The organism is Nocardioides jishulii (genome assembly GCF_006007965.1).
GTDB classification, from domain to species: Bacteria; Actinomycetota; Actinomycetes; order Propionibacteriales; family Nocardioidaceae; genus Nocardioides; species Nocardioides jishulii.
This window is the reverse complement of the sequence record NZ_CP040748.1, coordinates 959678-984268: the sequence shown is the minus strand read 5'-3', so window position 1 is coordinate 984268 and position 24591 is coordinate 959678. Positions and strand designations below refer to the sequence as shown.

Below are 24591 nucleotides of genomic sequence, written 5' to 3'. Positions count from 1 at the left end.
CGCATGCCTGGAACCAACCTGACCAGGGACGAGGCCGCCACCCGCGCCGCCCTCCTGGACGTCACGTCGTACACCGTCGAGCTGGACCTCACCACGGGTGAGAAGACCTTCGGCTCGACGACCACCCTCGAGTTCTCCGCCACCACCCCCGGCGCGAGCACCTTCGCCGACCTCGTGGACGCAGAGATCCACGAGATCACCCTGAACGGGCGCTCGCTCGACCCGGCCGTCGTCTACTCCGACAGTCGGATCGCCCTCGACGACCTCGCCGAGAGCAACACGCTGGTCGTGAAGGCCGACTGCACCTACTCCCACACCGGAGAGGGCCTGCACCGCTTCGTCGACCCCGTCGACGACCGCGTCTACCTCTACAGCCAGTTCGAGGTGCCCGACGCCCGCCGCGTCTTCACCACGTTCGAGCAGCCCGACCTCAAGTCGGTGTTCACCTTCACCGTGACGGCGCCGGAGCAGTGGAAGGTCGTCTCCAACTCCCCCACGCCCGAGCCCGAGGCAGCTGGCGAGGGCACGGCGGTGTGGCGCTTCGCCCCGACCGAGCGCATGTCGACCTACATCACCGCGATCGTGGCCGGCGAGTACCACGAGGTGCTCGACACCTACGAGGGCAAGTACGGCACGATCCCGCTCGGCCACTACTGCCGCCAGTCCTTGGTGGAGTTCCTCGACCGCGACAACCTGGTGGAGACCACCAAGAAGTCGTTCGAGTTCTTCGAGGAGAAGTTCGACTTCCCCTACCCCTTCGGCAAGTACGACCAGCTCTACGTGCCGGAGTACAACATGGGCGCCATGGAGAACGCGGGCTGCGTGACCATCCGCGACGAGTACCTCCCCCGCTCGCGCCAGCCGCGCTCGTTCTACGAGTTCCGCACCTCGATCATCACCCACGAGATGGCCCACATGTGGTTCGGCAACCTCGTGACGATGCAGTGGTGGGACGACCTCTGGCTCAACGAGTCGTTCGCCGAGTGGGCCTGCTACTGGTGCGAGGCCGAGGCCACCGAGTTCACCGACGCCTGGACCGGCTTCGCCAACGCCCGCAAGCAGACCGGCTACCGCGCCGACCAGCTGCCCTCGACCCACCCGGTCGCGGCCGACAACGTCGACCTGCACGCGGTGGAGGTCAACTTCGACATGATCACCTACGCCAAGGGCGCCTCGGTGCTGAAGCAGCTGGTGGCCTGGGTCGGGCTCGACCCGTTCCTGGCCGGCCTGCGTCAGTACTTCAAGGACCACGCCTTCGGCAACGCGACCTTCGACGACCTGCTCGCCGCTCTTGAGACCGCCTCGGGGCGCGAGCTCAAGGGGTGGGCGAAGGAGTGGCTGCAGACCGCCGGGGTCAACACGCTCCGTCCGGAGTTCACGCTCGCCGACGACGGGACGTACGCCTCGTTCTCGGTCGTGCAGACCGCTGCCCCCGAGCAGCCCACCCTGCGTCGCCACCGCCTCGGCATCGGTCTCTACGACCTGACCGACGCGGGTTCGCTCGTGCGCCGTGAGTACGTCGAGGTCGACGTCGAGGGCGCCGACAGCGCGCTGGAGGAGCTGGTCGGCAAGGCTCAGCCCGACCTGCTCCTGCTCAACGACGAGGACCACGCCTACGCGAAGATCCGTCTGGACGAGCGCTCGCTGGCCACGGCCGTCGCGCACCTGTCGGACCTGGAGGACTCGCTCGCCCGTGCCCTGGTCTGGGGCGCTGCGTGGGACATGACCCGCGACGCGGAGATGGCGGCCACCGACTTCGTGCGGCTCGTGCTCGCCAACATCGGTTCGGAGACGGACTCGTGGGGCGTCACGCGCATCCCCGCCTCCGCGGCGCAGGCCGTGGCCACCTACTCCGACCCGGCCACCCGCCCCGCGCTCAAGAGGGAGTGGGAGCAGGGCCTGCTCCAGCTGCTGGTCGACGCGGAGCCCGGCAGCGACCACCAGCTCACCTTCGCCCGCCAGTACGCGGGCGCGGCGCGCTCGGAGGAAGGGCTGGACCGCCTCGCCGGCCTGCTCGACGGCTCGGTCACCATCCAGGGCCTCGCGGTCGACCAGGACCTGCGCTGGCTGCTCGTCGGTGCCCTCGCCGCCGGGGGCCGGTTCACCGACGCCGAGATCGACGCCGAGCTCGAGCGTGACAGCACGATCGCCGGCAAGGAGGCAGCCGCAGCGGCTCGCGTCGCGCAGCCCACCGCCGAGGCCAAGGCCAGCGGATGGGCCGCGATCCTCGACCCGAAGACGCCCAACGAGACCTCGCGCGAGATGGTGCTGTCGATCTTCCGCCACGGCCAGGACGAGGTCGTCGCGCCCTACCTGGGCCAGTACCTCGAGGCCGCCGAGACACTCGTCGACGTGCTGGGCTTCCACAAGGCCTCGGTCGTGCTCGAGTACGGCTTCCCGAAGGCGCTCGCCTCCCAGGAGACGGTCGCGACGGTCGACGCCTGGCTCGAGCAGACCCAGGCACCCGCCCAGGCGCTGCGCTACGTGCGCGAGGGCCGTGCGGACGTCGTACGGGCGCTCGCCGCCCAGGAGCGCGACGCCCAGGCTTCCCGGGCCTGAGAACCGCCGACGGCCCCGCCCCCTCACAGGAGGGGACGGGGCCGTCGTACGTTCCGGCGCGGCCGGGGGCCGAGCGTGGGTGCGTGGTGGCGTCGGTGCTGCTGGGCCCTGCGTTGCTGGGCCGTGTGGTTGCTGGGCCGTGTGGTTGCTGGGCCGTGTGGTTGCTGGGCCGTGTGGTTGCTAGGCCGTGTGGTTGCTGCGCGGGGCGCGAGCGTGCTCGGCGAGCAGGTTGATGCCGCGCTTGAGGCCGCCGACCTCGTCGCCCTCGGCGAAGGCCGTCTGCATGGCGACCACCGCGAGCCCGGCCTCCGCGTCGGTGAGGGTGCGGCGTACGTCGGCGCCGGTGACGACCTCGACCACGCGCCTGAGCGGGTCGACCATGATGAGCACGGAGCGGTCCGGAGCCGCGAGGGAGGCGTGCAGCGACTGCGCGAAGGCCTTGGGGTCGCCTTCGCTCACGCCGCGGAAGAGGGAGAACTCGACCCGACTGGCCTGCTCCGCCGCGCGGATGACCTTGTCGAGATCGGCGCGCTCACGCGCGCTCAGCTCACCACTTGCCACTGGCGCCACCGGCATCCTTGGCGGCGCCGGCCTCCACCTCGGCCTTGCCACCACGCGGACCGCCGAACCAGTCGTCGCTCACGGGCGAGCTGTGGCCCGAGAGCTTCTCGCCCCGGACCAGGCTCGGCAGGATGGCCGCCAGCGTGATCACGAGGGCCAGCGCGAGCGGGAAGACGAGCACGAGGAGGAAGTAGTCCATGAAGCTGACCGATTCCGGGGTGTCCCAGCCCTCGGGCGGGAGGGCCAGGGCGGGGGCCGCGAGCAGCGCGGTACCGATGACGGTGAGCGGCACGGACAGGCGCAGCGACGAGCGCAGGGCGCGGGCGGGGCTGGTGGTCACGGAGGTGCTCTTGGTGGTCACGGGCCAAAGGATATCGTCTCGTCTTCCGGAGCCCTCACCCTGATCGAACCTTCGCGCCCAACGCCGCTCCCCGACGCTGCTTCCTCCGCCCAGCCCGCGCTCCAGCTCACGTCCCACCCCGCGCCCTGCTCCGCGCTCCACCCCGCGCAGGCACCCACCACGCGTTCGCCATACTGGGCGCCATGTCTGTCCTGAGCACCGCGAAGAGCCCCGTCGAGAGCGCCGCCGAGTCGCCCTGCACCGACGGGCAGGCAGTCTGCGAGATGATGCTGCGGGCCACCGGCAACGAGGGCCTCTCCGCAGCCACCCAGGTGATCGTCACCATCACGCTGCTCATCGTGCTGGCCATGGTGGCCCGATGGTTCCTGCACCGCATGGTCGACCGCCTCGTCCGCTCGGCCGAGACGCCGATGGTCCCGAACCGCCTGGTGCGCAACGGCGGCCTGGGTCGCAGCGTCACGCAGTCCCCCTCGGACCTGGCCGCGACCACCCGCCGCGTCCAGCGCGCCAAGACCATCGGCAGCCTGCTCAAGTCGGTGATCACCGGCGTGCTCCTGGCCGTCGGCATCACCATGGCGCTGAGCGAGCTCGGGCTCAACATCGCGCCGGTCCTGGCCAGCGCCGGCATCGTCGGTCTGGCGCTCGGCTTCGGGGCCCAGACCTTGGTCAAGGACTTCCTCTCGGGAATCTTCATGATCTTCGAGGACCAGTACGGCGTCGGCGACGTCATCCGGGTCAACGACGTCCAGGGCACGGTCGAGGCCGTCACCTTGCGGGTGACGCGGCTGCGCGACGGCAACGGCACGGTCTGGTACGTGCGCAACGGCGAGATCCTGCGCGTCGGCAACATGAGCCAGAACTGGGCGCGTGCGGTGCTCGACGTCACCGTCTCGCACGAGGCCGACGTCACGCGTACGCGTGAGGTGCTGCTCGACCTGGCCCGGGAGATGTGGCGCGACGACGACTTCACCGGGCGCATCATCGAGGAGCCGGAGGTGCCCGGCGTCGAGGCGATCTCAGTGGAGGGCGTGACCGTGCGCCTCTCGGTCAAGACCGCGCCGATGGAGCAGTGGCCGGTGGCCCGCGCCCTGCGGGAGCGGATCAAGGCCCGGTTCGACGCCGAGGGGATCGTCGTGCCCCACACCCGCTACGTCGAGGAGCCCGTGGCGGCGGAGTGAGCGGCGTCGAGGAAGCGGCTCGCGCTGGCTCGACCCGGCACAATGGGGCCATGAGCACGTTCTACGACGAGATCGGCGGCATGGAGACCATCCGGACGATCGTCGACACGTTCTACGCGGGCGTCGCCGAGGACGAGGTGCTCCGGCCGATGTACGAGGAGGAGGACCTCGCTCCGGCAGCGGACCGCTTCGCCCTCTTCCTCGCCCAGTACTGGGGCGGCCCCAGCACCTACGGCGAGCAGCGCGGTCACCCGCGCCTGCGGATGCGCCACGCCACCTTCCCCGTCGACTCCGACGCCGCGTCGCACTGGCTCCAGCACTTCCGTGCCGGGCTCGACGCCGCCGACCTGACGCCCGAGCAGGACGAGAAGTTCTGGGCGTACGTCACGCACGCCGCCCAGTTCCTGGTCAACACGCCCGGGTGACGCAGGCTCCAGCCGTCAGGCGCTGAGGGCCGCGAACTCCCGCAACTTGGTCATCAGCGACTCCGGCGGGGTGGCACTACGCTGGGTGAGCGGGTCGAAGAAGACCATGACCACCTTGGCGCGGCTGAGGAGGGTGTCCCCGTCGCGGATCTCCGACTCCACGGTCACCGACCGGCTGCCGACCCTCGACACCCAGCTCCACACGTCGTAGGGCTCGGCACGGAAGTGAATCGGCCGCAGGTAGTCGACCTCCTTGCGCGCCACCACGACACCGACGCCGCTGTGGTCCTCCCCGGCGCTGATCCGCTCCACGACGGGGATGCGCGCCTCCTGGAAGTACTCGAAGTACTTGACGTTGTTGACGTGGCCGTAGACGTCGACGTCGCTGAAGCGCACGTGCAGGGGGTAGTGACCGGCCTCGAGGTGGCGCGGCTCGGAGCGCTCCGGGCGCGGGGAGGGGCTCTCCTCCAGGAAGACCGACAGCGCGTCCTTCTCGGCGGCGGTGAGGCGGCGCGGCCGCTCCTCGGCGAAGACGAAGGGCGTCAGCACGGTCTGGGCCCGTGCGTGGACGACGCGCTCTCCCCCGTCGGACGGTTCGTCGAAGATCTCGTACGCCATGGTCACCGTCGCGGCACGGACCTCGGTGACCCACACCTCGATCGCGATCGGCGCCGTGCGCGGGGCGATCGGGGCGAGGTAGGTGATGTCGTGGCTGACCACCACGAGCCCTTCGGTCGGGCTGCCGGCCAGGTCGTGGGCGCGGGTGTCCGGGGCGTGGGTGCGCAACATGTCGACCCGCGCCTCCTGGAGGTAGTCGACGTAGGTCACGTTGTTGACGTGGTTGAGCATGTCGAGGTCGGCCCAGCGCACCGGGCACTCGTAGACGTGGCGCACGCGCGTCATCGTCTCACCCTCAACTACCGCGTTCTGCAGCGGAGTCACACCCACGTCGGAGCAGAGCGATAAGGTCACCCCCATGACTGATCAGGGGGAGACCCGATGGCTCGACGAGGGGCAACAACGATCGTGGCGGGCGCTCCTGCTGGGGCACACGCTGCTGCTCCACCGGTTGGACGACGACCTGCGCCGGGCGCATGACATCTCGCTCACCGAGTACGAGATCCTCGTCCGCCTCTCCGAGCAGGAGGGCCACTCCATGCGGATGGCCCACCTCGCCGACGCGCTTGCCCACAGTCGCAGCCGCGTGACCCACACGATCGACCGGATGGAGAAGGCGGGCTACGTCGCCCGCAGCGCCTCCCCGGAGGACGGCCGCGGCGTGGTGGCCTCGATCACCGACCGGGGCATGAAGCTGCTGGAGCAGGCAGCCCACGTCCACGTGCGGGGCGTGCGTGACAACCTCGTCGACCTCGTCTCCCCCGAGGACTTCGAAGCGGTCGGCCGGGTCTTCAACACTCTCTCGGACCACCTCGTCGGCTCCCACCCGGCCATGGAGTTCCGCCGCCAGCGCTGAGCCCTCGGCCTCGGCGCCCGGTCCCCCGCTCCCTGTACGACGAAGCCCCCCACCGCAGTCGCGGCAGGGGGCTTCGTCGTACGGAGGTCAGTCGCGGGTGAGGCGACGGTGGGTGACGCGGTGCGGGCGGGCGGCCTCGGCGCCGAGACGCTCGACCTTGTTGGCCTCGTACGAGGCGAAGTTGCCCTCGAACCAGAACCACTTGCCGCCGTCCTCCTCGTCACCCTCCCAGGCGAGGATGTGGGTGGCGACCCGGTCGAGGAACCACCGGTCGTGGGAGGTGACCACGGCGCAGCCGGGGAAGTCGAGCAGGGCGTCCTCGAGCGACGAGAGGGTCTCCACGTCCAGGTCGTTGGTGGGCTCGTCGAGGAGCAGCATGTTGCCGCCCTGCTTGAGGGTCAGCGCCAGGTTGAGGCGGTTGCGCTCACCACCGGAGAGGACGCCGGCCTTCTTCTGCTGGTCGGGACCCTTGAAGCCGAACGAGGCGACGTAGGCGCGCGAGTTCATCTCGAAGTTGGCGACCTTGATGAAGTCCAGGCCGTCCGAGACGACCTCCCAGACGTTCTTGTTGGGGTCGATGCCGCCACGGCTCTGGTCAACGTAGGAGATCTTGACCGTCTGCCCCACGGTGAGCTTGCCGGAGTCGGGCTCCTCCTGGCCGGTGATCATGCGGAAGAGCGTGGTCTTGCCGACACCGTTGGGGCCCACGATGCCGACGATGCCGGCGCGCGGGAGGCTGAAGGAGATGTCGTTCCACAGGACCCGGCCCTCGAAGCCCTTGGTCAGGTGCTCCGCCTCGAGCACCACGTCGCCCAGGCGCGGGCCCGGCGGGATGTTGATGTCGGCGGTGTCGATCTTGCGGGCCTTGTCGGCCTCGGCGGCGAGCTCCTCGTAGCGGGCCAGACGCGACTTCGACTTCGTCTGGCGGGCCTTGGCGTTGGAGCGCACCCAGTCAAGCTCGCGCTCGAGCATCTTGGCGCGCTTGGCGTCCTTCTGGCCCTCGATCTTGAGGCGGTCCTTCTTGGTCTCCAGGTAGGTGGAGTAGTTGCCCTCGTAGCCGTGGATGGAGCCGCGGTCGACCTCGGCGATCCACTCGGCGACGTTGTCGAGGAAGTACCGGTCGTGGGTGATGGCCAGGACGGCGCCCGGGTAGGTCTTGAGGTGGCCCTCGAGCCACTGGACCGACTCCGCGTCGAGGTGGTTGGTGGGCTCGTCGAGGAGCAGCAGGTCGGGCTGCTGCAGCAGCAGCTTGCAGAGCGCGACCCGGCGACGCTCACCACCGGAGAGGTTGTCGACGAGGGTGTCCGGCGGCGGGCAGCGCAGGGCGTCCATCGCCTGGTCGAGCCGACTGTCGAGGTCCCACGCGTTGGCGTGGTCGAGGTCGGTCTGGAGGTCACCCATCTCCGCGAGCAGGGTGTCGAAGTCGGCGTCGGGGTCGGCCATCTGCTCGGAGATCGCGTTGTAGCGGTCGAGCTTCGCCTTGATCTCGCCGACAGCCTCCTCGACGTTCTCCAGGACGGTCTTGCCCTCGGTCAGCGGCGGCTCCTGCTGGAGCATGCCGACGGTGGCCTCGGGGTCCTTGATCGCGTCGCCGTTGTTGGGCTGGTCGAGACCGGCCATGATCTTCAGCAGCGAGGACTTGCCCGCGCCGTTGGGTCCGACGACACCGATCTTGGCGCCGTGCAGGAACGAGAGGGTGACGTTGTCGAGGACGACCTTGTCGCCGTGGGCCTTGCGCACGTTGCGCAAGGTGAATACGTACTCAGCCATGAGGCCAGAGCCTACCGGGACGCCCGGGCCGGGCGTCCATCGGCGACGGCGGCCCGGCCCTGCCCGCGCGTGACCGGACCACCGCGCACGAGGTGCACCTCAGCCGTCCGGCCGGCTCAGGCCGCCGTACGCTCCGGCTCCGCCCCCTCCTCGGGAGCCTCCGTGGTCCCGGCCACCGCCTCGTCGGCGCTCTCCCCTGCCGACTCGCCCGCCGACTGCCCGGCTTCCTCCCCCGGGTCGCGTGGGGGCACCCCGGCCGGGGCAGGACGCACGAAGGTGCTGGTCCCCTTGCTGAGGTCGTGCCCCACCGACTGGGCCACGACGACGTGACGGGTGACGCTCGTGCCGTCCTCCTTCTGCCACGTCTCGGCGGTGAACCGGCCGGTGACGAGCACGGGGTCACCGCTGCGGACCGAGGCGGCGACGTTGGCGGCGAGGTGCCGCCAGGCCTTGACCGCGTACCAGATCGTCTCGCCGTTCTCCCAGCGTCCGTCGCGCAGGCGCCTCGGTGTGCTCCCCACCCGGAAGGAGGCCAGGGGCACCGCGTCGCCCACGTGGCTCAGCTCCACGCGGGAGCCGACCCATCCGCTGAAGGTGATCAGGTCGTCGTTCATGTCGTGCTCCTCGTCCCGACGCCCCGGTGGCGTCGTCCCCCCGATGCTGGGTCGGAGCACCTCGGGTGCGCGTGGCACCGGACGCACACCTGTGGAGGTTCACGCCCGAGCGGCGGTGGGAGCGCGCGGCGGGCCCCAGCCCGGCTTGGTGAGCCGTGAGGACGTCACAGCCCTGCGCCCGACCCCAGGGTCAGCCCAGGCGACCGATCAGGCCAGAGCAGCAGCGATGCCGGCGCGAGTGGCCGCGTAGTTGTCCAGCTCGGCGCGCACCGGACCCACGACCAGGTCCTCGGAGACCTCGTGGATGGCGGCCCGCAACCGCGCCTCGGCCATCCGGGCGCGACGCTTCGCGGTGGCGGAGACCAGGAGGCGGCAGACCAGCGCCAGGACGATGCCCAACCCGATGCCTCCCGCGAGGAGGAACAGCGGGAGCGGCCAGCCGACGACCTCAGGGGTCTCGGTCCCGGAGAGTCCGGCGCCGGTACCCAGCATCAGCAGGGCGAGCCAGGCGGCGCCCGTCACGGCGGAGAGGATGAGGATCCACTGGAGCACACGCACGGCGTTGGCCCAGACCGGGATGCGGTCGGCACCCAGCTCGGTGGTGGCCAGGGCGCGGTCGAGGCGGTCGTTGACGTCGGTGAGGCGCGAGACCGAGGCGACCCGGACGGCGTGCGCCCAGTTCTGCTTGAACCCGGTCGTCACGTCGTCGACGAGGGCCCGGACCTCGTTGTCCACCCGGGCACGCTGCACCTGGGTGGCCTGGGGCACGGACGTCCGCGCGGCACCCGTGAGCATCTTGCCCTCGGCACCGAGGTCGAGGTGCAGACGCTTGAGTGGGTCGGGCTTGAAGCGCGCGGCCCATGCGGTGACGGGCCACCCGGTGGCGAGGTTGGCGCGCAGGCGGGTGGAGTCCTCCACCGCCTTGACGACGGTCGGGACGCCGGCGGCGTCGGCGAAGGCGTCCTCGAGGGCCTCCACACGCTGGGGCGACAGCGTCGGGACCTCGGCGGTGCCGGTGTAGCCCTGGAGAGTCGTGGCGGCGGCGCGCAGGTCGGCCTCGAGGCGCGCCTTGGCGACCTTCTTGCTGGCGACCTTCTTGGCGATCTCGGAGCGGAGCTCGGCCACGCCCCAGCCCTCGCGCGAGCTCACCGGGATCACCGGGACGCCGGTGAGGCCGTCGGCGGCGAGCAGGCGTCGTACGTCGTCGACCATCGCGTCACGGCGCTCGGCGGGGACGCGGTCGATCTGGTTGAGCACGACCAGCATCACGTCCTGATAGCCCGTGAGCTTCGACAGGTAGCGGTCGTGGATCGCGGCGTCGGCGTACTTCTGCGGGTCCAGCACCCAGATCAGCATGTCGGCGAGCTCGACCAGGCGATCGACCTCGAGGTGGTGGCTGACCTCGGTCGAGTCGTGGTCGGGCAGGTCGAGAAGGATGACCCCGTCGAGCTCGTCCTTCTCGTTGCCCACGCTGAGCATGGAGTCGCGGGTGACCTGGTGGCGTGGCGGGATGCCGAGCCAGTCGAGCAGCTCGGGAGCACCCTCGGAGCCCCACACGCACGCCGTCGCCCACGACGTGGTCGGGCGGCGTACGCCGACGGCGCTCAGCTCGAGCCCGGTCAGGGCGTTGAACGTCGTGGACTTGCCGGAGCCGGTGGCACCGGCCAGCGCGACGATGGTGTGGTCGGCGGAGATCCGGAGACGGGACGCGCTGCGCTGGACCAGCGCAGAGGTCTCGGCGAGGACCGACTCGTCGACGCGGCCGTGCGCGGAGTCGACGGCCTTCTCGAGCCCGTCGAGACGGGCACCGATGTCCGAGCCACGGGTGACCAACTTCTTGGCACCCTCAAGGAGAGACGTCATCGCTTCCTTCTGCAACCGGGGGAAAGGTCTGCGGTTACCCAGAATAGTGGTCGACAGCCGCCGGAGCAGCAAGCGGGCACGCCCCAGTGGTCACAAGCCCCCCACGCCTCGGCGACCAGACCCCCTCCTCGAGGGGTCGGCGAGGCCCGGGTCACGGGTGTGCCGGAGGGTGCTGGACGCCGGGAGGAACGGTCAGCTGGACGACTGGGCGAAGCGGAGGTCGTCGATGCGGCGCGCGGCCTGGCGCAGGTTCTCCGAGGCCCCGGCAGCGTTGCCCAAGGAGTCGAGCAGGTCGGTGTAGCGACGCCGCTCGGACTCGAAGAGCTCGTTGACGCGCTGCTCGAGGTCGCGACGGGCACGGGCGGCCAGGGTCCGCACCGCCTGGTCGCCGAAGACGGCCTCCAGCAGCTTCTGGCCCAGCAGGGCGCCACCACCAGCCACGCCGACCTCGGCACCGACGAGCATCCCGCCGGTGTGGGCGAAGACGACGATCATCAGGGCCACGGAGAGACCGTTCACGCCGTAGGCCAGGAAGCGGGCGGTGCTCCGCTTGTCCGCGCCCTCGGTGCGGACCATGTCGAGCACCCCTCCCTGCCAGTCCCGCACCGCTCGCTCGGCCTTGCGACGGAAGTCGCGCGACGCACGGGAGAGGTCCTCCCCCGCGTCGGCGAGCAGCGCCTGGCCGGAGCCCAGCGAGTTCCAGGACGCCTCGGCTGCCTCGGCGGCTGCCTCGGCATGCTCCATCAGGAGGGTCTCCAGGCCCGACTCGACCGCCACGGTGACCCGTTCGGCCTGCTGGGGCTTGCCCTTGACCGCGTTGACGACGCGGTCGCGCAGCCACCCGACGCGGTTCTCCAACGACTTGAGCAGCTCGCCGGTGCCGACGAACTCCTGCCAGCGGGCCAGCACCTCGCCACGCAGCAGCGTGCCGTCGGCGGTCGCCTCCAGCACCTGGGCCGTCGCGTCGTCGTAGGCCTTGTCGACCCCCGTACGCAGTCGCTCGAGCGCAGCGGCCTGCTCGCTCTCCGCGTCGGCGATCTGGTGGGTGCGGCGGGCGATGGTGCGGATCGCGCCATCCAGGGTCTGACGGACCACCCCGGCGCGCGCCTCGGCGTCGGCGGCCAGCGACTCCAACCACTCGCGGATGTCGGCGACCGCCTCACCGGGAAGCAGCCCTGAGGGCGGCAGCGGACGCTCGGGGACGGTGAAGAGCGGGGAGTCCTTCAACCCGCGCGAGGCGAGCATGCGGGCCAGGTGGGTGGCCACCGTCTCCAGGGCGTCGTCGGGGGTGCGGTCGAGGACGATCGCGACGGCTGCGGAACGCTCCGCGGCCTCACGCAGGAAGTCCCACGGCACCTGGTCGGCGTACCGCGCGGCGGAGGTGACGAAGAGCCAGAGGTCGGCGGCGGCCAGCAGCTGCGCGGCCAACGTCCGGTTGCGCTCCTCCACCGAGTCGATGTCGGGGGCGTCGAGGATGGCGAGTCCCTGCGGCATCGACTCCGAGGAGACGAGCTGGAGGGCGGCGGGGTCGTTGGTGGAGACGGCGACCCGCTCGAGGTCGGGCAGGAGCCGGTCCTGGCCGAACCAGTGGCCGTCGTCGGGGTGGTGCACCAGGACGGGTGAGCGCGTGGTGGGTCGCAGCACACCGGGCTCGGTGACCCGGTGCCCGACGAGGGAGTTCACCAGCGTCGACTTGCCGGCGCCGGTCGAGCCGCCGACGACCGCCAGCATGGGGGCCTCGATCGTCATGAGGCGCGGGATCACGTAGTCCTCGAGCTGGGAGACCATCTCGCGGCGCGACGTGCGGTCGTCCGCGACGCCGGGGGTCTCCAACGGGAGCTCAGCGGCCAGCAGGGCGCCGCGCAGCTGGACCAACGCGGTCAACATCTGCGTGCTCTCGACGCTCGGCAGGGCGGTGGCCTCCGAGTCGGCGGAAGTGCCCTCGGCGGGGGCCTGGGTCGAGTCGGGCTGCGGGGTCGGCTCGCCCTCGACGTGAGTCTCGTCGGTCATCGCGTGGGGACCACCTGTCCGGGGAAGGAGATGTAGGGACGTACGGCGTTGAGCCTGGCCACGAAGGTCTGGCCACGGACGGCGAAGTCCGGCGGCGGCGTACCTCGAAGGTACCGGTGATGGAGGAAGCCGAGCTCGACGGCTGCCTGCTGGTACTCCTCCATGGCCTCCTCGCCCCGCTCGCCACCGTGCAGCCGGGCGAAGCGGCGAGCTGCGCGCCGGGCCGAGAGGTCCACCAGCCAGGGGACGTCGGTGGCGGGCAGGAGCCCGCGCCGGGCGGCGTCGTCGAGGGCCGCGTACAACATGCGTCCCTCGGAGGAGCGGAGCCAGACGGCGAAACCGACGAGCGCGAGGAAGAGGGGCGCCATCAGCGTCAGGTAGACGATGACGAAGTTGCCGGTGAGGCCCACCGAGGCGGCGTTCCAGAGCATGTGGGCCAGCACCGCCAGGGCGTAGCCCGTCGCGAGGGCGAGCAGGCGGCCTCCCCTGGTGCGACTGCCGACGGCCAGGCCGACGCCGATGCCGATGAAGGCGGTGAAGAGCGGGTGCGCGAAGGGACTGACCAGGCAACGGACGACGAAGGTCGCGGTCAGCGCCTCGGTGCCACCGGGGCCCAGACCGTCCGTGCCGTTGTAGGCCGCGGCCAGGTAGAGGATGTTCTCGACGAACGCGAACCCGATGCCGACCATGCCGGCGTACACGATCCCGTCGAGCATGCCGTCGAGCTCGGCGCGGCGCCACCAGAGCAGGAGCACGAGGAAGGCTCCCTTGGTGGCCTCCTCCACGATCGGCGCGACGACGGCGATGCTCTGCACCTCGTCGAAGCCCGCGAAGAGGCCCCCGACGCCCTGGAGGATGATCGCCGCTGCCGTGGCGACGAAGGCACCCCAGGCGAGGCCGGAACCCAGCAGGACGCGCGGCTCGGGCTCGTAGCGGTCCAGCCACAGGAAGCAGGCGACGAGCGGCCCGACCGGCAGGAACGCCACCACCGTGGCCAGCGCCAGCGTCCCGGGAGCCCCCGAGAGCGCGATGATCACGAGCATCACGCCGGCGCCGACGAGCGCCATCAGGGTGACCACGAGCGTGAAGACGAGGCTCTCGCGGTGGTGTCGGACCATGCGCGAACCCTATCCGGGACGCCCTTCGGCGCACACCTGCCGTCGCAGGCGCGGGCGTACAGTGGACTCCGTGAGCGAGCAGACTGATCCCCAGGCCCCACTGAGCGAGCAGCCCGACGCGCAGGCTCCCGGCACCCAGTCGCACGATCCCGCGGTGCCCGAGGCGTACGCCGCGTTCATGCGCACCGGGTGGGCCGACCTGCCCTCCGACACAGGGGTCCACGCCGTCGCGCCGCACGCCGCACGCCGTCGCGCCCACCTCGCCGGGCTCTTCCCGGGCGAGCGCCTGGTGGTGCCTGCCGGCACCTTCAAGGTGCGGGCCAACGACACCGACTACCGCTTCCGGCCCGACACCGCCCACACCTGGCTGACGGGCAACCAGACCACCGACGCGGTGCTGGTGGTCGAGCCCGACGGCAGCCAGGTCCTGTACGCCCGTCCCCGTTCCTCGCGGGAGACCGACGAGTTCTTCCGCGACCGGCAGTACGGCGCACTCTGGGCCGGCAAGCGCCCCTCCCTGGAGGAGATCGCGACCTCGCTGGACATGGAGGTGCGCCACGTCGACGAGCTGCCGCGCCGCCTCGCCGACCAGACCAAGACCCGGGTGCACCGTGGCGTCTCCGCCGAGGTCGACCGTGTGATCGACGGCGACGAGGGCGCCGACGCCGAGCTGACCCGGGTGCTCTCGGAGCTGCGCCTGCTCAAGGACGACTGGGAGGTCGAGCAGCTCCAGCAGGCGTGCGACATCACGACCCTCGGCTTCGAGGACTCGGTGCGTGAGTGGGACCGAGTGCTCGAGTTCGGCGAGCGCTGGATCGAGGGCACCTTCTTCCGTCGCGCCCGCGCGATGGGCAACGACATCGGCTACGACTCGATCGTCGGCGGAGGGTCGCACGCGACGACCCTGCACTGGATCGAGAACACCGGGCCGGTCACCCCCGGCGACCTCCTCCTGCTCGACATGGGCGTGGAGAACACGAACCTCTACACCGCCGACGTCACCCGCACCCTTCCCGTCACCGGTACCTGGTCCCCCGTGCAGCGCGACCTCTACTCGCTCGTGCTCGCCGCCCAGACGGCCGGCATCGACGCCGTCCGCCCCGGCGCCCCCTTCTCCGCGCCGCACGAGGCCGCGATGCAGGTGCTCGCCCACGGGTTGGCCGACATGGGCCTGCTCCCGGTGAGCGCCGAGGAAGCGCTCGACCCGTCGTCGAAGGTGTACGCCCGCTGGACGCTCCACGGCACCTCGCACATGCTCGGCATGGACGTGCACGACTGCGCCCAGGCGGCTCCCGAGTCCTACGCGAAGGGCGACCTCGCCGAGGGCATGGTCCTCACCGTCGAGCCGGGCCTCTACTTCCAGGCCGACGACCTGCTCGTGCCCGAGGAGCTGCGCGGCATCGGCATCCGCATCGAGGACGACATCTTGGTCACCGCCGACGGGTCGCGCAACCTCTCCGAGGCGCTGCCCCGCACCCCCGAGGCCGTCGAGGAGTGGATGGGCCGGCTGCGTGGCTGACCCGTCTCCCGGGACGGCGCGGGTGGGGGCACGGCCGTGATCGAGTGCGCCCACTTCGCGACCGGGCGGTGCCGCTCCTGCAGCCTGCTCCCCGTGCCGCGCGTCGACCAGGTCGCCGACAAGAGCGCCCACGTGCGTACCCTGCTCGACCCGCTCGGGAGCCCGGAGTGGCTGGAGCCCTTCACCGGCCCCGAGGCAGGTTTCCGCAACAAGGCGAAGATGGTCGCCGGCGGGACCGTGGAGTCACCCACTCTCGGCATCCTGACGCCTGGCGGCGCCGGGGTCGACCTGCGCGACTGCCCGCTCTACACGCCTCGCATGCACGCCGCGCTCGGCGTCCTCGCCCACTTCGTGACGCTCGCGCGCCTCGTGCCGTACGACCTCGCGACGCGCCGCGGCGAGCTCAAGCACGTGCTGGTCACCGAGGCGCCCTCGGGCGCGCTGATGGTGCGCTTCGTGCTGCGCTCGACCGAGCCGGTGCTGCGGATCCGCAAGCACCTGACCACGCTCCTGTCGCAGCTGCGCGAGGCCGGCAGCCCCGTCGAGGTGGTCTCGGTCAACCTGCAGCCTGAGCACAAGGCCGTCCTCGAGGGGCCCGACGAGGTCGTGCTCCACGGCGAGACGCTGACGATGCAGGTCAACGAGGTGGGCCTGCACCTGCGCCCGCAGAGCTTCTTCCAGACCAACACCGCGGTGGCCGCCGGGCTCTACCGCGCCGCCCGCGCCTGGGTCGGCGAGCTCGCCGGCGACGCCGAGAGCGTGTGGGACCTCTACTGCGGGGTCGGCGGCTTCGCGCTGCACCTGGCGACGCCGGGCCGACGGATCACCGGCGTGGAGGTGAGCGCCGAGGCCGTCGTGAGCGCCCGCACCACCGCCACCGAGCTCGGGCTGGACAGCCTGGACTTCGTCACGGCCGACGCGACCACATGGGCCCTGGCCCAGGACGAGGCGCCCGACCTGGTCGTGGTCAACCCACCGCGGCGCGGCATCGGCGACGACCTCGCGGGATGGCTGGAGCGCTCGGAGACGCCGTACGTCCTCTACTCGAGCTGCAACGCACAGAGCCTGACTCGCGACCTGGCCGCGATGGGATCGTTGCGCCCCGTACGCGCCCAGCTGCTCGACATGTTTCCGCAGACCGGTCACTACGAGGTGCTGGTGCTCCTCGCGCGGTGACGCGCGTGGGACCAGAGCACAGCCAGGTCGCTCACGCTCACGCGGCCGGTGAGGCGTAGGGAGGACAAGTCGACTACCCATGGGTAACCTCTGGGCAGTCGCCGACGCGACAGACGTACGCAACCAGGAGAGAGAACATGCCTGCACTGATCAAGGACGGTCCGGTCTGGACCCTCGACCTCGGCGGCGACGAGAACCGCTTCTCCCCCGACTTCCTCACCGAGGTCGACACCGCCCTCGACGAGATCGCCGCCAGCGCCGAGCCGGCCGTGCTGCTGACCACGGGCAGCGGCAAGTTCTTCTCCAACGGCCTCGACCTCGACTGGATCATGGCCCACGCCGGCGAGCTGCCCGGCTACGTCGACCGCATCCACGCGATGTTCGCCAAGGTCCTCACGCTGCCCGTGCCGACCGTGGCGGCGATCAACGGCCATGCCTTCGGCGGGGGCGCCATGCTCGCCATCGCCCACGACTTCCGGGTGATGCGCGACGACCGCGGCTTCTTCTGCTTCCCCGAGGTCGACATCCTCATCCCCTTCACCGCGGGCATGAACGCGCTGATCGTCGCCAAGACCACCCCCCAGGCCCAGGTCGCCTCCATGACCACGGGACGGCGCTGGGGTGGCGCCGAGGCGGCCGAGGCCGGACTCGTCGACGAGGCCACCTCGCTCGACCGGCTCCGCGAGGCCGCCGAGGCGCGGGTCGCGCCCCTGGCCGGCAAGGACCGCCGCACCCTGGGACGCATCAAGCAGGTGCTGTACGCCGGTGCGGTCGAGGCGCTCCTGGAGCCCCAGCCGTCCGACCTCACCTTCTGAGTCAGACAGGTCACACGCGAAGGTCCCCCGCCGTGGACGGCGAGGGACCTTCGTCGTCGCAGGCGTAGAATTCCGGGACGTGAATGACACTCCGTGGATCGAGGCCCGCACCATCGACCTGGAGAACGCGAGGGAGACCTTCGCGCTGGCGGCGCGCCACGTCCTGGCGGACGTCGCGACCGAGTACCACGCCGTGATCACGGTCCCCGAGCTCGCGCGTCAGGTGCAGGAGCGCACCCGCATCCGCAACCGTCAGGCGCCCGGCCTGTGGATCGGCGACATCCTCTTCCGCGTGGCCAAGGACTGCCGCCGGCGTGCCGAGCCGCTGCTCGGCTCCCTCGTCGTGGGACCGGACGGCCGGATGCCGGAGTGGTACGCCGACACCGTCAACGCCGTACGTGGCGACGTCGTCACCAACCCCGAGATGCATGCCGCGATCGAGCGCCTCGAGTGCTACCGCCGCCACGGCGCCGACCTCCCCGCCGACGGCGGGGAGCCCGCCCTGCCTCCCGCCCCGGCGGCGGGTGAGCGGGCGCCACGCGCACCTCGGTCGTCGACGCCGCGGGCGAGCAGCCCGCGTACGAGCGCCCCCCGGACGCCGCGCACCACCACGCCCAAGGCCCCGGCGAAGCCCGCTCCCCCGGCCGAGAAGCTCTGCCCCCACTGCTTCATGGTGCTTCCGGCCACGGGGTTGTGCGACAACTGCGACTGAACGCTCCTAGGCTCAGGGCATTCGAACCTGCTCCGCGGGTTCCTCCACCTCATTCCCACAGGAGGACTTCTTGTCCTGGTCCCTTCACGGCGACGGCAAGACCGTAGCCCCCGACGCCATCGTGGCGCCGCACGAGCGACTCTCGTGGCCGCGCACCATCGGCTTCGGCGCCCAGCACGTCGTGGCGATGTTCGGCGCGACCTTCCTGGTCCCGATCATCACCGGTTTCCCGGCCAGCACCACGCTGCTCTTCTCCGGCATCGGCACGATGCTCTTCCTGCTGATCACCCGCAACCGGGTGCCCAGCTACCTCGGGTCCTCCTTCGCCTTCATCGCGCCGGTCCTGGCCGCCAAGAACGGCGACGACTTCAGCGCCGCCCTCTTCGGCATCATCGTGACCGGCGTCCTGCTGGCGCTGGTCGGCCTCCTGGTCAACCAGGTCGGCACGCGCTGGATCCACGTCCTCATGCCGCCGGTGGTCATGGGCGCGATCGTCGCCCTCATCGGCTTCAACCTCGCCCAGGCGTCGTGGAACAACGTGATCGCCCTCGATGCAGGCGGTCTCTTCGCGCCGGGCGGCAAGCCGGCCGACAACGAGAGCGTCCTGCTGGCAACCGTGACGGTGCTCTCCATCGTCGTGATCGCCGCCCTCTTCCGTGGCCTCGTCGGCCGCATCGCCGTGCTGCTCGGCTTCGTGGTGGGCTACCTCGTGGCCCTGGCGCTCGGCGTCATCGACTTCACCCAGGTCGAGGCTGCTGACTGGATCGGCCTGCCCGACTTCACCACCCCCAGCGTCGACTGGTCGATCCTGCCGATGTTCCTGCCGGTGGTCTTCGTGCTCATCGCGGAGAACGTCGGCCACGTGCGCTCCGTCGCCCACCTGGTCAAGGACGACTCGATCAACGAGATGACCGGTCGCACCCTCTTCGCCGACGGCGCCGCCACCGTCGTCGCTGGCCTCGGCGGTGGTTCGGCGACCACCACCTACGGCGAGAACATCGGCGTCATGAGTGCGACGCGGGTCTTCTCCACCGCCGCCTACTGGGTGGCGGGCATCATCGCCGTCCTGCTGGCCATGTCGCCCAAGATCGGCGCGCTGCTCTTCACGATCCCCAACGGCGTCATCGGCGGCGCCACCCTCGCGCTCTACGGCATCATCGGCCTCATCGGCGTCCGCATGTGGATCGACGAGCGCGTCGACTTCGGCCAGCAGCGCAACCTCTTCCCGGTCGCCGTCGCCCTCATCCTGGCCATGGGCATGGGCAACGACGTCCTGGTCTTCGGCGACGTCAAGCTCGGTGGCATCGCCATCGGCACGGCTGCCGTGCTGGTGCTCTACCACCTGATGGCCGGTCTGGAGAAGCTCCGCAAGGACCCGGCGAAGGCCTGACCGTCAGGGTCGGTCCTCCCCGCCCTTGAGCACCAGCCCCGAAGCACCTGCCCGCACGGGCTGACGCAGCACGACGGGCTGGTCCTGGGCCGTGTGCACAGCGACCGCAGCCCCGCGGCCAGGCAGGCGCGTACGTCGCTGGCGACGACCTCGCCTCTGGCGCAGCGGACCCGGCCGGGCCACACTGGGAGGACCAGCCAGGCGTGGTGCGCGCTCGGGCGCACCACGGGCAAGTGCTGGGCAAGCGCTGGGGTGGAGTCGGCCATGGCGATCTCGGACGACAGCAGGAGCAGCACGAGGGCCGGCGAGCCGGTCCGCACGGACCTCGGCCCTGCCCAGCACCAGTCGGTCGGCCCTGTCCACGGCCACCCTGCGCCCGTGGTGGCCCTGCGGACCTACCGCTTCCTGCGGCTGAGCGTCCTCGGCCTCCTCACCCTCCTGGCAGTGTCGGTCCTGCGGGAGTACCGCGCCGCCGGCGGCTGCTGGCAGGGCTCGATCAGCGCGTACTACTTCACCCCGGTCCAGTCGGTCTTCGTCGGAACGCTCGTCGCACTGGGCGTGGTGATGATCGTGCTCTGGGGCAAGACGGTCGTCGAGGACAGCCTCTTCAACCTGGCGGGAATGCTGACGCCGATCGTCGCCTTCGTACCCACGCTGGACACGAACCGGTGCGGGCTGCGTGACGCCACCGGCGGCCTGGTCACCTCCCGTCCTGAGGCCGACTCGGTGATCGCGGGCCACACCCCCGCGGTGGTCAACAACGTGAGCTCCTACTACACGGTGCTCTTCGTGGCCCTGCTCGCCATCGGAGTGGTCGGCGTGGTCGCGCACCTGTGGACGCGCTGGGCGCCCGTCGTCGAGCACGCGACGAGCTACTGGTTGTCGTGGGGCGCCGCGACGGCCCTCTGGGCGTGGGGGGTGTGGAGCTTCACCAACGACCGCGACGACTTCCTCACCGGGGCCCACAACGCGTCGGCCATCGTCATGTTCATCCTCGTCATCGCGACGATCTTCGCCATCGGTGTGCACCGGCTGCGTGAGGACGCCCATGCCGGCGACGCGCCCGAACGCCGGTGGGGGATCGCCTACCTCTTGCTGGGCTCGGCCATGGTCGTCGGGTGCCTCGCGCTCTGGGGCCTCAACGTCCCCGTCGGTGACGACAGCCGACTGGTCCTCCAGCTGGAGGTCTGGCTGCTGGCCGGCTTCTTCGTGTTCTGGACCCTGCAGACCGTGGACCGGTGGAACGAGGGCGCACCTCCCCGCACCTCGACGGAGGTCGAGCGAGGAGTGGGCGCGCCGTGACCGGGCGCCCGCTCAGCGCGCCCGGAAGCCCGGCGGCTTCACCGTGAGCACGGCGCAGGGGGCGTCGAGCAGCACCCGTTGCGCGACGCTGCCCATCAGCAGCTTGCCGACCGGCGTACGCGAGCGCAGGCCCAGCACGATCATGTCGGCATCCACCTCCTCGGCGACCGCGATCAGCTCATCGGCGATGTCGGCTCCGATGGTCTGGCGGAAGACGCACTCCACGTCCAGGCTGGCCAGCCGCTCCTCGAGCTCGCCGAGCAAGGACTCCCCCACGAACCGCTCGTCGATGTAGGCGTCGCCCCGCGTGGCGTTGACGGCCACGACCCGTGAGCCGCGGCGTCGGGCCTCCTCCACGCCTGCCTCCAGGGCGGAATCCCCGAACTCGTTGGGGACGTATCCCACCACGACCGTCATCGCTCCACCTCCTGGTTGTCCCGCACCTCGTCCACGGCGGACCTCGGACGCAGCCTGCCCAGCACGATCGGCCCCACCACTGCCAGCGCGACGAGGACGTACACGACGATCGCCAGCCGCTCGTTGACCAGGCCACTGAGGTCACCGCCGGAGACGTCGAGCGCCTCGCGCAGCTTCAGCTCCATCAGCGGCCCCAGGATGACGCCCAGGATCAGCGGCAGGACCGGGATGCCGAACCGGCGGACGGCGAAGCCGAGCGCCCCGAACACCAGCAGCAGGGCCAGGTCGAACGGGTCCCTGTTGACGCTGTAGGCGCCCAGCGAGGCGAAGAAGAGGATGCCCGCGTACAGCTGCGGTCGCGGCACCCGGAGCAGCTTGGCCCAGATCGGCGCCAACGGCAGGTTGATCACCAGCAGCAGGGTGTTGCCGATCAGCAGGCTCGCCAGCAGCGTCCAGATCAGGTCGGCCTGGTCGGTCATGAGGGTGGGGCCGGCGACGATGCCGTACTTCTGCATGGCCGCCAGCAGGATCGAGGCGGTCGCGGTCACCGGGAGACCCAGCGCCAACAGCGGGACGAACATGCCCGCCGCGCTGGCGTTGTTGGCCGCCTCGGGACCGGCGACGCCCTCGATGGCACCGTGGCCGAACTCGTCGTCGCGTCCCTTGCGCGCGGCGAGCCGGCGCTCCGCGATGTACGACAGGAAGGTCGGCGTCTCTGCGCCTCCGGCCGGCAGCGCCCCGAACGGGAAGCCGAGGGCGGTGCCTCGCAGCCACGGGGCCCACGACCGCTGCCAGTCCTCGCGGCCCAGGAAGGGGCGGCCCACCGGGATGACGTCGAGGGGCCGGCGCCTCAGGTGGGCAGCGGTCCACAACGCCTCGCCGATGGCGAAGACGCCGACCGCGACCACCACGATGTCGATGCCGTCGGCAAGCTCGAGGGTGCCGCCCGTGAGGCGCGCCTGCCCGGTGGACTGGTCGAGGCCCACGAGGCCGATGGTGAGGCCGATGAAGAGCCCGATGAAGCCGCGCAGCTTCGAGGCCCCGAGCACGCTCGTGACCAGGACCATCGAGAGCAGCATGATCGCGAAGTAGGTCGGCGCCCCGATCTTCACCGCCTGCTCGGCCAGGGTCGGCATGAAGAAGGCGACCAGCAGCGTGCCGATGGTGCCGGCGATGAAGGAGCCGATCGCGGCCGTGGCCAGGGCCTGCGCCGCGCGTCCGCGCTTGGCCATCTTGTTGCCCTCGATGGCGGTCATCACCGACGCGCTCTCACCGGGCGTGTTGAGCAGGATCGAGGTCGTGGACCCGCCGTACATGCCGCCGTAGTAGATGCCGGCGAACATGATCAACGCCTGGGTCACGTCGAGGCCGTAGGTGACCGGCAGCAGCAGGGCCAGCGCCATCGCCGGCCCGATACCGGGCAGGACGCCGACGAAGGTGCCGAGCAGGACGCCGATCGCGGCGAAGGCCAGGTTCTGCCAGGTGAAGGCCTGGGCGAAGCCGCCGAGCAGGAGGTCGAGGGTCTCCATCACAGGATCCCGTCGAGGATGCCGGGGGTCAGCTGCACGCCCAGGCCGGAGTAGAAGAAGTACCAGGAGCCCACCGACAGCACGATCCCGACGAGCACGTCCCTCAGCAGGGTGCGGCTGCCCAGCGCCCAGGCCGCGCCCACGAAGAGGAACGCGCCGGTGATCGCCCACCCGAGCACGTTGACGAGCAGCAGGTTGAGCACGCAGATGGCGACCAGCTTGGCGACCGTGACCCAGTCGGCCGGGGTCGTCAGGTCGACGTCCTCCCCCTCCTCGGCCTGCGGCAGGTCACCGCGCGAGGTCGCGATGGCCAGCAGGACCGCGAGCAGCACCATGGCGGTACCGATGACGTACGGGAAGACCCGCGGGCCGATCGGGTCGCCGAACCCGACGTTGAGGCCCCGGGCGTCGACCACCGTGTAGACGCCGAGCGCTGCGAGGACGAGGGCCAGGACGTACTGGGCCCGGTCCCGGGGACGGGCGGGCTGCGCGTCGGGGGCAGGGCGGTCCAGGTCGGTGGTGCTCACAGCAACCCCAGGTCGTCGAGGGTGTCCGACACCCGGGTGTCCTGCTCGGCGAGGAAGGCGCCGAATTCGTCGCCGGTCCTGAAGTCGTCGGTCCAGCCGTTCGCCTCGACCTCCTCGGCCCAGCCCGGGCTCTGGTGCATCTCCTCGAAGTAGCCGATGAGGGCCGCGGCGCGTTCGTCGCTGATGTCGGGAGGCGCCAGGACGCCGCGCCAGTTGAGGAAGACGAGGTCGACGTCCTGCTCGGTGAGCGTCGGGACGTCGGCGAGCGGGCCGGCGGGGTAGCGCTCCTCCCCCGACACCCCGAGCACCCGCAGGTCGCCGCTCCTGATCGAGCCCTCGAACTCGGAGAGGCCGGAGAAGCCGACCTGGATCTTCTTGCCCAGCAGCGCGGAGGTCAGCGGACCGCCGCCGTCGTAGACCACGTAGTTGACGTCGTTGGGGTCGATGCCGACCGTGTCGGCCAGCTGCATCGGGAAGAGGTGGTCCGGGCCGCCCGGCGAGGAACCACCACCGATGGCGATCTCACCGGGGTCGGCCTTCCAGGCGGCCACCAGGTCGTCGAGCGTGGCGAAGGGCGAGTCGGCAGGCACCAGGATGCCCTCCGGCTCGCTCATGAGCTGGGCGATGGGAGTGGCGTCGGTGACGCCGTACTCGCTGCCGAAGGAGTAGGTCGATCCCACGACCCCGAGCCCCACCGTCATCAGCGTGTTCTCGTCGCCGGCACGCCCGATGAGGGAGGTCATCGCAACCGCTCCACCGGCGCCCACGACGTTGTCGACCGTGATGTCGCCGCCGGTGATTCCGCCCGCCTCCATCACCCCGACCGCTGCGCGACCGGTGAGGTCGTACCCACCCCCTGGGCTGTTGGGGATGATCATGAGGAGGTCGCGGCTGTCGTCCCCGCGAGTGACTCCGCAGGCAGCGCTCGCGGTCGCCACCACCAGCGCACACACCGTCGCCGTGATCCGTCGACGACCACGCTTGGGGGGCATTCCCTCATCTTGGCTCGCCCAGCGTGCGCTGTCGACCCTCTGCGTCTCGTGCGGGGCATCGGGCGCGAGACGGGCATCGGCCCGTCCACCTGCCCACGTGCGGGTACTGGCCGGCTTCGCGTCGGCCCCTCGCAGCGCAGCAAAAACGCGTCTCCACACCGTTCCTGACGCTCCTGAAGAGGTGTGCTCGTCTTCACCCCATCAGGTCAGCCGTCCTGCCTTGGGCGGCCGAAAACGTCTGCCTACCCTCCCCAGTGAAAACGCACGTCCATTCGTCTC

The 24591-nt window shown here is 70.8% G+C and carries 22 protein-coding genes; 10 read left to right on the top strand and 12 right to left on the bottom strand.

Annotation, left to right across the window (positions count from 1 at the left end; all coding sequences use genetic code 11):
* The first annotated feature begins 3 nt into the window (after positions 1-3).
* Positions 4-2559 carry an aminopeptidase N gene (gene pepN, locus FCL41_RS04690; RefSeq protein WP_137066249.1) on the top strand — a complete coding sequence of 852 codons (2556 nt, stop codon included), beginning with the start codon at positions 4-6 and terminating at the stop codon, positions 2557-2559.
* Positions 2560-2739: 180 nt separating this feature from the next.
* Here the strand turns inward: pepN and FCL41_RS04685 are convergent, their stop codons facing one another.
* Positions 2740-3129, bottom strand: a complete 390-nt coding sequence (locus tag FCL41_RS04685) for a DUF5130 family protein (RefSeq protein WP_170970277.1) — start codon at positions 3127-3129, stop codon at positions 2740-2742.
* The gene (locus FCL41_RS04680; RefSeq protein ID WP_137066245.1) at positions 3107-3481 is read right to left on the bottom strand and encodes a hypothetical protein; all 375 of its coding nucleotides are present in this window, start codon (positions 3479-3481) and stop codon (positions 3107-3109) included. Before FCL41_RS04680 ends, FCL41_RS04685 begins: the two co-directional genes overlap by 23 nt.
* Positions 3482-3663: 182 nt before the next feature.
* Here FCL41_RS04680 and FCL41_RS04675 point away from each other — a divergent pair, with 182 nt between their 5' ends.
* Positions 3664-4659: a mechanosensitive ion channel family protein gene (locus tag FCL41_RS04675; protein WP_170970276.1), complete on the top strand. Its 996-nt coding sequence runs from the start codon at positions 3664-3666 to the stop codon at positions 4657-4659.
* Between the two features lie 50 nt (positions 4660-4709).
* Complete coding sequence (locus FCL41_RS04670; RefSeq protein ID WP_137066243.1) at positions 4710-5084, top strand: globin; 375 nt, start codon at positions 4710-4712, stop codon at positions 5082-5084.
* 15 nt (positions 5085-5099) lie between these two features.
* Here FCL41_RS04670 and FCL41_RS04665 read toward each other — a convergent pair whose 3' ends face one another.
* Positions 5100-5987, bottom strand: a complete 888-nt coding sequence (locus FCL41_RS04665) for an acyl-CoA thioesterase (protein ID WP_239021779.1) — start codon at positions 5985-5987, stop codon at positions 5100-5102.
* Positions 5988-6060: 73 nt separating this feature from the next.
* On the opposite strand from FCL41_RS04665, the gene FCL41_RS04660 reads away from it, so the two are divergent.
* Positions 6061-6558, top strand: a complete 498-nt coding sequence (locus FCL41_RS04660) for a MarR family winged helix-turn-helix transcriptional regulator (protein ID WP_137066241.1) — start codon at positions 6061-6063, stop codon at positions 6556-6558.
* Between the two features lie 87 nt (positions 6559-6645).
* Here the strand turns inward: FCL41_RS04660 and ettA are convergent, their stop codons facing one another.
* The 5 genes from ettA to FCL41_RS04635 all read right to left on the bottom strand — a co-directional run bounded on the left by ettA (position 6646) and on the right by FCL41_RS04635 (position 13933).
* The gene (ettA, locus tag FCL41_RS04655) at positions 6646-8328 is read right to left on the bottom strand and encodes an energy-dependent translational throttle protein EttA (protein ID WP_137066239.1); all 1683 of its coding nucleotides are present in this window, start codon (positions 8326-8328) and stop codon (positions 6646-6648) included.
* A 116-nt stretch (positions 8329-8444) separates the two neighbouring features.
* Positions 8445-8942, bottom strand: coding sequence for a single-stranded DNA-binding protein (locus tag FCL41_RS04650; protein ID WP_137066237.1), 498 nt, complete (start codon positions 8940-8942; stop codon positions 8445-8447).
* A 207-nt stretch (positions 8943-9149) separates the two neighbouring features.
* Positions 9150-10805, bottom strand: a complete 1656-nt coding sequence (locus FCL41_RS04645) for a YfjP family GTPase (protein ID WP_137066235.1) — start codon at positions 10803-10805, stop codon at positions 9150-9152.
* Between the two features lie 192 nt (positions 10806-10997).
* On the bottom strand, positions 10998-12815 hold the full coding sequence (locus tag FCL41_RS04640; RefSeq protein ID WP_239021778.1) for a dynamin family protein: 1818 nt from the start codon (positions 12813-12815) through the stop codon (positions 10998-11000).
* The gene (locus tag FCL41_RS04635; protein ID WP_137066234.1) at positions 12812-13933 is read right to left on the bottom strand and encodes a PrsW family intramembrane metalloprotease; all 1122 of its coding nucleotides are present in this window, start codon (positions 13931-13933) and stop codon (positions 12812-12814) included. Before FCL41_RS04635 ends, FCL41_RS04640 begins: the two co-directional genes overlap by 4 nt.
* Positions 13934-14003: 70 nt before the next feature.
* Here FCL41_RS04635 and FCL41_RS04630 point away from each other — a divergent pair, with 70 nt between their 5' ends.
* From FCL41_RS04630 to FCL41_RS04605, 6 genes are all read left to right on the top strand, one after another.
* Complete coding sequence (locus tag FCL41_RS04630) at positions 14004-15452, top strand: aminopeptidase P family protein (protein ID WP_239021777.1); 1449 nt, start codon at positions 14004-14006, stop codon at positions 15450-15452.
* A 36-nt stretch (positions 15453-15488) separates the two neighbouring features.
* Entirely contained in the window at positions 15489-16628 is a 1140-nt protein-coding gene (gene rlmC / locus FCL41_RS04625; RefSeq protein WP_275403759.1) for a 23S rRNA (uracil(747)-C(5))-methyltransferase RlmC, read from the top strand.
* Positions 16629-16765: 137 nt separating this feature from the next.
* Positions 16766-17443 carry an enoyl-CoA hydratase/isomerase family protein gene (locus FCL41_RS04620; protein ID WP_137066230.1) on the top strand — a complete coding sequence of 226 codons (678 nt, stop codon included), beginning with the start codon at positions 16766-16768 and terminating at the stop codon, positions 17441-17443.
* A 79-nt stretch (positions 17444-17522) separates the two neighbouring features.
* On the top strand, positions 17523-18155 hold the full coding sequence (locus FCL41_RS04615; protein ID WP_212723156.1) for a hypothetical protein: 633 nt from the start codon (positions 17523-17525) through the stop codon (positions 18153-18155).
* Between the two features lie 70 nt (positions 18156-18225).
* Positions 18226-19545: a uracil-xanthine permease family protein gene (locus FCL41_RS04610; RefSeq protein ID WP_137066228.1), complete on the top strand. Its 1320-nt coding sequence runs from the start codon at positions 18226-18228 to the stop codon at positions 19543-19545.
* Between the two features lie 264 nt (positions 19546-19809).
* Positions 19810-20847, top strand: coding sequence for a hypothetical protein (locus FCL41_RS04605; protein ID WP_137066226.1), 1038 nt, complete (start codon positions 19810-19812; stop codon positions 20845-20847).
* A 12-nt stretch (positions 20848-20859) separates the two neighbouring features.
* Here the strand turns inward: FCL41_RS04605 and FCL41_RS04600 are convergent, their stop codons facing one another.
* Genes FCL41_RS04600 through FCL41_RS04585 form a run of 4 tightly spaced genes read right to left on the bottom strand, consistent with a single transcriptional unit; the run spans position 20860 to position 24312 of the window.
* The gene (locus FCL41_RS04600) at positions 20860-21264 is read right to left on the bottom strand and encodes a universal stress protein (protein ID WP_137066224.1); all 405 of its coding nucleotides are present in this window, start codon (positions 21262-21264) and stop codon (positions 20860-20862) included.
* On the bottom strand, positions 21261-22793 hold the full coding sequence (locus FCL41_RS04595; protein WP_137066222.1) for a tripartite tricarboxylate transporter permease: 1533 nt from the start codon (positions 22791-22793) through the stop codon (positions 21261-21263). The genes FCL41_RS04600 and FCL41_RS04595 overlap by 4 nt, the downstream gene beginning before the upstream one ends.
* The gene (locus tag FCL41_RS04590; protein ID WP_137066221.1) at positions 22793-23320 is read right to left on the bottom strand and encodes a tripartite tricarboxylate transporter TctB family protein; all 528 of its coding nucleotides are present in this window, start codon (positions 23318-23320) and stop codon (positions 22793-22795) included. Before FCL41_RS04590 ends, FCL41_RS04595 begins: the two co-directional genes overlap by 1 nt.
* Positions 23317-24312, bottom strand: coding sequence for a Bug family tripartite tricarboxylate transporter substrate binding protein (locus FCL41_RS04585; protein ID WP_137066219.1), 996 nt, complete (start codon positions 24310-24312; stop codon positions 23317-23319). Before FCL41_RS04585 ends, FCL41_RS04590 begins: the two co-directional genes overlap by 4 nt.
* Positions 24313-24591: the final 279 nt, after the last annotated feature.

Bases quoted from the DNA above. Each gene is read 5' to 3' on its own strand.
- pepN (WP_137066249.1), top strand. From the start codon at position 4: ATGCCTGGAACCAACCTGACCAGGGACGAGGCCGCCACCCGCGCCGCC.
- FCL41_RS04675 (WP_170970276.1), top strand. From the start codon at position 3,664: ATGTCTGTCCTGAGCACCGCGAAGAGCCCCGTCGAGAGCGCCGCCGAG.
- FCL41_RS04670 (WP_137066243.1), top strand. From the start codon at position 4,710: ATGAGCACGTTCTACGACGAGATCGGCGGCATGGAGACCATCCGGACG.
- FCL41_RS04665 (WP_239021779.1), bottom strand. From the start codon at position 5,987: ATGACGCGCGTGCGCCACGTCTACGAGTGCCCGGTGCGCTGGGCCGAC.
- FCL41_RS04660 (WP_137066241.1), top strand. From the start codon at position 6,061: ATGACTGATCAGGGGGAGACCCGATGGCTCGACGAGGGGCAACAACGA.
- ettA (WP_137066239.1), bottom strand. From the start codon at position 8,328: ATGGCTGAGTACGTATTCACCTTGCGCAACGTGCGCAAGGCCCACGGC.
- FCL41_RS04650 (WP_137066237.1), bottom strand. From the start codon at position 8,942: ATGAACGACGACCTGATCACCTTCAGCGGATGGGTCGGCTCCCGCGTG.
- FCL41_RS04645 (WP_137066235.1), bottom strand. From the start codon at position 10,805: ATGACGTCTCTCCTTGAGGGTGCCAAGAAGTTGGTCACCCGTGGCTCG.
- FCL41_RS04640 (WP_239021778.1), bottom strand. From the start codon at position 12,815: ATGACCGACGAGACTCACGTCGAGGGCGAGCCGACCCCGCAGCCCGAC.
- FCL41_RS04635 (WP_137066234.1), bottom strand. From the start codon at position 13,933: ATGGTCCGACACCACCGCGAGAGCCTCGTCTTCACGCTCGTGGTCACC.
- FCL41_RS04620 (WP_137066230.1), top strand. From the start codon at position 16,766: ATGCCTGCACTGATCAAGGACGGTCCGGTCTGGACCCTCGACCTCGGC.
- FCL41_RS04605 (WP_137066226.1), top strand. From the start codon at position 19,810: ATGGCGATCTCGGACGACAGCAGGAGCAGCACGAGGGCCGGCGAGCCG.
- FCL41_RS04600 (WP_137066224.1), bottom strand. From the start codon at position 21,264: ATGACGGTCGTGGTGGGATACGTCCCCAACGAGTTCGGGGATTCCGCC.
- FCL41_RS04595 (WP_137066222.1), bottom strand. From the start codon at position 22,793: ATGGAGACCCTCGACCTCCTGCTCGGCGGCTTCGCCCAGGCCTTCACC.
- FCL41_RS04585 (WP_137066219.1), bottom strand. From the start codon at position 24,312: ATGCCCCCCAAGCGTGGTCGTCGACGGATCACGGCGACGGTGTGTGCG.